The 7,434-nt window shown below is 31.2% G+C and carries 9 protein-coding genes and 2 pseudogenes; 9 read left to right on the top strand and 2 right to left on the bottom strand.

Annotated features, from left to right (window positions below; all coding sequences use genetic code 11):
- Positions 1 to 416 (bottom strand): annotated as a pseudogene (locus ACJDTP_RS26955) (S8 family serine peptidase); the annotation flags it as partial.
- Positions 417 to 428: 12 nt separating this feature from the next.
- Between ACJDTP_RS26955 and ACJDTP_RS26950 the strand changes: the two are divergent.
- From ACJDTP_RS26950 to ACJDTP_RS26940, 3 genes and pseudogenes are all read left to right on the top strand, one after another.
- A pseudogene (locus ACJDTP_RS26950) lies at positions 429 to 1,001 on the top strand (SDR family NAD(P)-dependent oxidoreductase); the annotation flags it as partial.
- A gap of 70 nt (positions 1,002 to 1,071) precedes the next feature.
- Complete coding sequence (locus ACJDTP_RS26945; protein ID WP_160360438.1) at positions 1,072 to 1,800, top strand: YetF domain-containing protein; 729 nt, start codon at positions 1,072 to 1,074, stop codon at positions 1,798 to 1,800.
- Between the two features lie 15 nt (positions 1,801 to 1,815).
- Positions 1,816 to 2,181, top strand: coding sequence for a DUF4363 family protein (locus tag ACJDTP_RS26940; protein ID WP_160360437.1), 366 nt, complete (start codon positions 1,816 to 1,818; stop codon positions 2,179 to 2,181).
- A gap of 60 nt (positions 2,182 to 2,241) precedes the next feature.
- On the opposite strand, the gene ACJDTP_RS26935 is transcribed toward ACJDTP_RS26940, so the two are convergent.
- Positions 2,242 to 2,445, bottom strand: a complete 204-nt coding sequence (locus tag ACJDTP_RS26935; RefSeq protein WP_160360436.1) for a DUF1657 domain-containing protein — start codon at positions 2,443 to 2,445, stop codon at positions 2,242 to 2,244.
- A 242-nt stretch (positions 2,446 to 2,687) separates the two neighbouring features.
- Here ACJDTP_RS26935 and ACJDTP_RS26930 point away from each other — a divergent pair, with 242 nt between their 5' ends.
- From ACJDTP_RS26930 to ACJDTP_RS26905, 6 genes are all read left to right on the top strand, one after another.
- The gene (locus ACJDTP_RS26930; RefSeq protein WP_160360435.1) at positions 2,688 to 2,894 is read left to right on the top strand and encodes a DUF1657 domain-containing protein; all 207 of its coding nucleotides are present in this window, start codon (positions 2,688 to 2,690) and stop codon (positions 2,892 to 2,894) included.
- 12 nt (positions 2,895 to 2,906) lie between these two features.
- Positions 2,907 to 3,767 carry a DUF421 domain-containing protein gene (locus ACJDTP_RS26925; protein ID WP_160360434.1) on the top strand — a complete coding sequence of 287 codons (861 nt, stop codon included), beginning with the start codon at positions 2,907 to 2,909 and terminating at the stop codon, positions 3,765 to 3,767.
- 12 nt (positions 3,768 to 3,779) lie between these two features.
- Positions 3,780 to 4,259: a stage V sporulation protein AC gene (gene spoVAC / locus ACJDTP_RS26920; RefSeq protein WP_160360433.1), complete on the top strand. Its 480-nt coding sequence runs from the start codon at positions 3,780 to 3,782 to the stop codon at positions 4,257 to 4,259.
- The gene (spoVAD, locus tag ACJDTP_RS26915; protein WP_160360432.1) at positions 4,260 to 5,261 is read left to right on the top strand and encodes a stage V sporulation protein AD; all 1,002 of its coding nucleotides are present in this window, start codon (positions 4,260 to 4,262) and stop codon (positions 5,259 to 5,261) included.
- 21 nt (positions 5,262 to 5,282) lie between these two features.
- Positions 5,283 to 5,636 (top strand): stage V sporulation protein AE, encoded by a 354-nt coding sequence (gene spoVAE, locus ACJDTP_RS26910; RefSeq protein WP_078116329.1) that lies wholly within the window; start codon positions 5,283 to 5,285, stop codon positions 5,634 to 5,636.
- A gap of 638 nt (positions 5,637 to 6,274) precedes the next feature.
- Positions 6,275 to 7,337, top strand: a protein-coding gene (locus ACJDTP_RS26905; protein WP_406762954.1) for an IS630 family transposase whose coding sequence is annotated in 2 segments (ribosomal slippage) — positions 6,275 to 6,805 and positions 6,807 to 7,337 — 1,062 coding nt in all. Because the reading frame shifts where the segments join, the coding sequence is not laid out codon by codon here.
- Positions 7,338 to 7,434 lie beyond the last annotated feature (97 nt).

Raw genomic sequence — 7,434 nt, 5'->3', positions numbered from 1 at the left:
AATTCTATTACTTGAGTTAATCCAGCTACATTTGTAAGTAATTCAATATTATTAGCATTTTCAGAACCTGTTGTTCCACTAACAGTTATCTTAACTCCATTAATTGGAATATAGTCATTGCCCCAAAAGCACTGAACTTTTAATCCACCAGTGTTTGATGTACTATTTCCATTACTTCTATTATTCATAAATTTCCTCTTTATATTTTTTTTCATAATATTATATTTATTAGAAGTCCTATTTGTTACTAATATATCGTTTTGTTTTACATATTCTCTAGATAAAATAGCATTTAAGTCAGCTTGAAGTAAATTGAAACTATTAAGTGCACATACTTCTCCATAGCCCCATAATGGATTGGGATACGTTACATCTGTACGTCTTCTCTGAGCACCTTTTAATAAATAATATTTCAATCTTAGCCCAAAGATGTTTTGATAAATAATGCAGCTATTGGAGATTCTGGTTCAGTAGCTGAAATTGATACTAATACCTATAGAGATACTTTTGAAACAAACGTTTTTTGTCCAATTGAATTAACTCAACTTGTATTAAAACGAATGATTTCTCGAAGACAAGGAAGAATAATTTTTGTATCTTCTTTGGCTGGACGTTCAACTATTCCCTTTTTATCTCCTTATTGTGCAACTAAATTTGCTTTAGAAGCCATAGGTCCGTCTTTAAACAAAGAACTTAAAGAACTTAGAGATGTTAATATTCCTGTTATTTTAATAGAACCTGGAAGTTATGCTACTGGATTTAATCAAAAAAATATAGAAAAGCAATTTAATTGGATGAAAATTAATTCTTATTTCAAAGATGATCTACGCTCACTAAAAAGCAGACAATATAGATACTTTAAGCTGACAGAATCCATTAATTTTGATTCAATTATAGATAAATATATAAAAGCAGTAGAAGATAAAAATCCAAAGGAAAGATACATATCACCTTTAAGTCAAGGTGCTTTTATCAAAATTAAAAATATCCTAAAAAAATAATTTGGCAGTATAAAATTTACTCTAAGTTGAATAATAACTTTATGTTATAAAGATTGGGAGGTATAAATAATTGAATGAAGGATTAGTAGTTTTTGTGCGTTCTATTATTGGATTTTTTTCCTTACTTATTTTTGCAAAAATACTTGGAAAACAACAAATCAGTCAATTAACGTTCTTTGATTATGTCCTTGGAATAACGATTGGATCCATTGCCGCAACTCTTACTACAGACTTATCTAGTAGAGCTTGGCCCCATTTTGTTGGACTTCTCACTTGGGCACTTCTTGGATATTTAATGGAATACATCACCGAAAAGTGGCGATATGCTGCAAAATATATTGAAGGTGAGCCTACGATTGTTATTATGAATGGTAAAATAATGGAGAATGCATTAAGAAAAATGAAATTCACAGCAGCTGACATTATGGCATTATTACGAATTAAAGATGTTTTTGATTTAACACAAGTGGACTTTGCTATTATAGAACCAAATGGTCAATTATCTGTATTAAAAAAGCCAGAATATGAACCTTTAACACCTAAAGATATGAGTATTCTTAAAGCGCCAAGCGGTATAAGTACAGAACTTATTTATGATGGAATCCTTGTAGAACAGAACTTAAAGCAACTCAATAAAACTAAAGAATGGGTTATGAATCAACTAAAAATGTACGAAGTTAAGGATATTTCTGAAGTATTTCTTGCAACCTTAACTCCTTCTGGTTCTTTATATATAGATAAATATGATGATCACATTACTAAAATAACTGATATTGGTGATTATGAAGGACCATATTAAAGGAGGAAAATTATAATGAGAAAATTTTTAATCGTAACTATTCCTATAGTATCAATAGTCATTTTTGTATTAATTATGCTTAGTGGTAGTATTTTAAAGAAACCTTTAACAAAAGATGATAACATTCCTGAATCAATACAACTAATCATTCAAGATGTCGAATCAGAAGATTGGGAAGGTGCAAGTGAAAAAACAGATCACCTGTCAAATGCATGGAAAAAGGTAGTAAAAAGAGTACAATTTAGTTCGGAAAGAGATGAAATAAATTCATTTGACGCAAGTATAGCGCATCTTCGTGGTGCTATAATGGCAAAAGATAAGTCTGGTTCATTTATATCATTAAATGAAGCTTATGAACATTGGGATGGATTAGGTCGATAAACATTAATAAACTCCCACATCTATTAAATATAAATTTAACTAGATATGGGAGTTTATTAATTATTGTCTATATTGAGGTTCTTCTTGTTTTACAAAGTCAAGTCTTGATTGGATAGTTTGTGCTACATTATCCATTGTACTTGAAAGTTGATTAAACATTTGTTTTGCATCTTGATTGTCTGTATCTAGAGAAAATGTCTTCATATCAGCAGCTAATCCCTTAGCACTAGCTAATGCTGTTTCTAATTTTGTTCCTGTTGGCATAAAAATTCCTCCTTTATGTTTTTTATCGACCAATATATTTTGTTCATAATCAATTTAAATATTCAATTTATTTATAATGAAATATATTCCTATTTTAGTATCTAATCTATACCTATTAAATTTTAATAAATTTTCTCTATTAATTGAAATAAATATATCCATTAAAAAATGAATTAAAATCAAGCTTCTTGGTTAAAGTAAGTTAGGAAACAATTTAATAAATAATCAAAGGAGACTTTTATATGACTGCAATTTCAAAGGTAAAACAAACCTTGGCCACACTTAAGGGGTCTGAGGCCACTTTAAGAATGTACTCATTACAAGAGCGTGATAAAGAAGCTAGAGCTATTTATAATCAGGCATTTGAAGAAATAAACATAATTAAAACAGATTTAGAAAAAAGAATAGGAACTATGGAGTTCGAAGAACCCCAATACAAAGGCAACTAAGTGAGGTGACATATGAATACTTGGTTAATTATATTATTTAATTCAATAATTTTATTTTTTTTTACATTAGTGATAACAAAATACATGAAGAGAAAGACCTTATCTAGATCTACTCCCTTTGATTTTATTTCTTATGCCGTAATTGCTATTATAATTACTTTAATTTCTTTAAATATTCTTGATAATGTTTACTTCGGATTAATTACACTGGCTGTTTGGGCAATGATGCCTCTTATATTAGATTATGCTTCCATGAGGAGTAAGTGGGTTTATAATCTAATAAATGGTAAGGAAAGGGTACTTGTTAAAAACGGTAAAATTATGGAGGATAATTTATCTAAAGAAAGAATTACAGGACAAGAATTTTTGCAACAAATGCGTTCTAAAAAAGCATTTAACTTAGCTGATGTTGAGTTTGCTGTAATGGAAACAACCGGAGATATAAATGTTAATTTAAAAGCTGATAAAAACCCTGTTACCGCACATGATTTAGGAAAACAGGTTGGATCTAAAACTGAACCTCAAACAGTTATTTTAGATGGAAATATATTAAATGAGGGCCTTACTAACGCTGGGTTAAATCAAGGATGGCTTACAACCCAATTAGAAATCAAAGGTGTCTCCCTTGAAAATGTTTTTCTTGGTCAAGTAGATTCTTCTGGAGACTTATATATCGATCTTTTTGATGATTTAATACAAGTTCCTAAAACACAAGTTAAAGAAATGTTATATGCCAGCATCGAAAAAATCCAATCAGATCTTATGTCCTTTTCTTTAGATAGCGACAACGACGCTGCGAAAACTATGTATTCACAAAATGCTGAAAAGTTAGAAAAAATCATTAAGAAATTAGAACCATATTTATTACGTTAGAGGGTGAAAAAAATGTCAAATATGAAAAAGAAAAAAATGACTACTGCTCAGCAACAATATGATGCTTTGATAAGCACTATTGAACCCAAAAGACCAATACTTAAGAATTGTATTAGGGCATTTCTCGTAGGTGGAGCAATATGTTCAATTGGTCAAATATTACAATGGTTTTTTATTAACTATTATAATTTTGATGAAAAGACCTCAGTAGGTCCTACTTCCCTAGTTTTAATCTTTTTTGCTGTTTTATTTACCGGACTTGGAATTTATGATCATTTAAGTCAGTGGGCTGGATCTGGTACTGCTGTTCCTATTACAGGGTTTGCTAACTCAATAGCTTCTGCTTCAATTGAACACAAAAGTGAAGGTTTTGTGCTTGGAGTAGCTGGAAATATGTTTCAACTTGCTGGGGCAATTATTGTTTATGGAGTTTTTGCTGCTGTTGTAGTCGCTACCATAAAAATGGCAATAACATGGTTGGGGGCGATGTAAATGCTTAAGGGACATCAATCCTGGATTTTTAATTCTAAGCCTACAATATTAGCTTCAGCTGCTATTGGCGGTCCTTTTGAAGGTAATGGTGCTTTAGCAAATGACTTCGATATAATCTGTGAAGATTTATGGCTTGGGCAAGATAGTTATGAAAAAGCAGAGAGATCTCTACTTGAGCATGCTTGTGAGAGGGCTATTCAAAAATCAAATATACAAAAAGAAGATATTAATTTTTTCTTTAGCGGGGACTTAATGAATCAAATTACTTCAAGCAGCTTTGCAGCAAGAACTCTAGGAATACCTTATTTGGGAATCTTCGGTGCTTGTTCTAGTTCCATGGAAGGCTTATCCTTAGCCGCTCAATTAATTGACAGTAAAGCTGCTAAATATGTTGTAGCAGCTGCCTGCAGTCATAATGCAGCTGCTGAAAAAACCTTCAGATATCCTACTGATTACGGGGTACAAAGACCTCCTACTGCACAGTGGACAGTAACTGGAGCTGGAGCTGCTGTTCTTGCACAAAGTGGAAATGGACCAAAAGTAACTTCTGCCACTATAGGAAGAATAGTAGACATGGGAGTTTCAGATCCATATAATGTTGGAGCCGCTATGGCACCAGCAGCTGTAGATACCATTGAAGCTCATTTTAGAGATTTAAACATTGATGCAACTCATTATGATCTTATCGCTACTGGTGATTTAGGAAAAGTTGGTCACGAGCTTGCTAATGCTTTATTTGAGAAACATAAAATAAGCATGCCAAGAGATATATTTACCGACTGCGGACTTTTAATCTACAAAGATGAGCAACCCGCATTCTCTGGTGGCAGTGGCTGTGGTTGCTCCGCGAGTGTAACTTATGGCCATCTACTTAATCGTATGCGAAAAGGAGAATTAAAGAAAATATTAGTTGTTGCAACAGGTGCCTTAATGTCTCCTATATCCTTTCAACAAAAGGAAACCATACCTTGTATTGCTCATGCTGTTTCTATAGAAATGTAAAAAAGAAGGTGGAATCAAATTATGGAAAAATTAATTTTTGCATTTATCATAGGTGGCTTGATTTGTGTTATTGGCCAGCTTATAACAGATACTTTAAAGGTCACACCTGCACACACAACTTGCACACTGGTTGTAATTGGTGCAATACTCGGTGGATTAGGCCTATATGACCCTTTAGTAAAATTCGCAGGTGCAGGCGCGTTTATACCTATAAGCAGCTTTGGAAATACTCTCGTTACAGCCGCTATAACTGATGCTGAACAAACTGGCTTTATAGGAATATTTACTGGTGTTTTAAAGACGGTAAGTGTCGGAGTGTCTGCAGCAATAGTCTTTGGCTTTATTTCTGCTATGGTATTTAAGCCAAAAGGTTAATGATATAAGTATTTTTCTCTAAATAAAATATATCATCATGAATACTTATTTAATATTTTCATATACTAAAAACGTCTTCATGATGATATACTCTATCTATACATTTTTATGCCCCTTATTGGGGCTTTTCTAATTTAATATACTCAAAATCTAATTAGAAGTATATGCTATCCAAAGAGTTAATTAAGGCAGACAAATAACTGTTTTACAATCAAATATTATAATTAGACACAACTCATCAGTAGTTTTAACTTCACAATTAAATAACTATAAATAACGCAGTCATTGGGAATACTGGTTCAGTAGCTGAAATTGATACTAAAATTGGATGAATAGTAATTCTTATTTCAAAGAAATTTACGCTCATTAGAAAGCAAGCAATATAGATACTTTAAGTTGACTGAATCCACCAATTTTGATTCTATTATAGATAAATATATAAAAGCAATAGAAGATAAAAATCCAAAGGAAAGATACATATTTCCTTCAAGTCAATGTGCTTTTATCAAAATTACAAATATATATGTTGCAAAATGAAAAATTCAAAACTACTTATTAGGAAAATATAACCACAAATATAAATTGACTAAAACATTCAAACTAATATATAAAATAGAATTTTAGCGAGGTATCAAAATATGGATGTTTTAGTACTTAATAAAATTACCGGACACGAAGATGAGATTAATGAAATAAAAGATGCTTTAAAGTCTACAAAAAGTGTAAGATTATATAAACGATATTCTGTATTACTTAAACATTTCGATGGGTTTACAAATAGACAAATAGCCAAAATGGAAAATATAGATGAACATACTGTTTCAATTTATATTAAAAATTATAAATCTAAAGGATTAGGTGGATTAAATATTGGCCACGGCGGCGGAGCTAGCAAAAAAATAAATGAAAAACAGGAAAAAATAATAGTAGAAACTATTACTACAAAAACACCAGAAGACGTTGGATTTGAATCTAAAAAGAATTGGACTATTGAGTTGGTGAGACAATGGATTATTAAGGAATTTAATATAACCATGTCACATAGAGGAATAGCCTATGTATTGCATAGATTAAATTTGAGCTATACTAGACCGACTTATGTTTTAGCAAAAGCAGATAAAGAAAAACAAGAAAAATTTAAAAATGACTTTGAGGTTCTAAAAAAAATGCCTTAATGGCTTAGTTGACACTATCTTATTTGAAGATGAATCAATGATTAGAGATTATCAAGCAATACAAAAAAACTGGTTTATAAAAGGACATCAGAGAAAAATACCTACTTACGGGAAAAATGCTGGAGTTAAGCTTATGGGAATATTAAACTATGAAACTGGTAAAGTATATTGTGAGGAGCATGAAAAATATGACGCACAGATATTCAAGGATTTTTTAGAAAATGTACTTAAGCAATATCCAACTGGAAAAATTGTTATGGTACTAGACAATGCTAAAATTCATCATGCAAAATTGATACAACCATTTCTAAATGAAGTTAGAGACAGACTTGAATTGATGTTTTTACCACCATATAGTCCAGAAATGAATTTGATTGAGGGGTTATGGGGATGGTTAAAGTCGTCTGTTATTAACAATGTGTTTTATAAATCTTTACCACAAGTTAGAAATGCGGTTGAAAAGTTTATAAGAAATATAAATTTGGTTCCTACTCAGACAATAGACAGGCTATGCGTCCGGATGTAGAAACCAATTTGCAACATATATATCTTAATTTATTTAATAATAAAATTTTGGAATTCCTCTTTTATTATCCAAGCCAGGTATAATTGGAGGTATAAAC

The sequence above is a fragment of the Candidatus Clostridium helianthi genome, assembly GCF_045310795.1.
GTDB lineage: Bacteria > Bacillota > Clostridia > Clostridiales > Clostridiaceae > Clostridium > Clostridium helianthi.
This window is presented reverse-complemented; position numbering and strand designations above follow the sequence as displayed.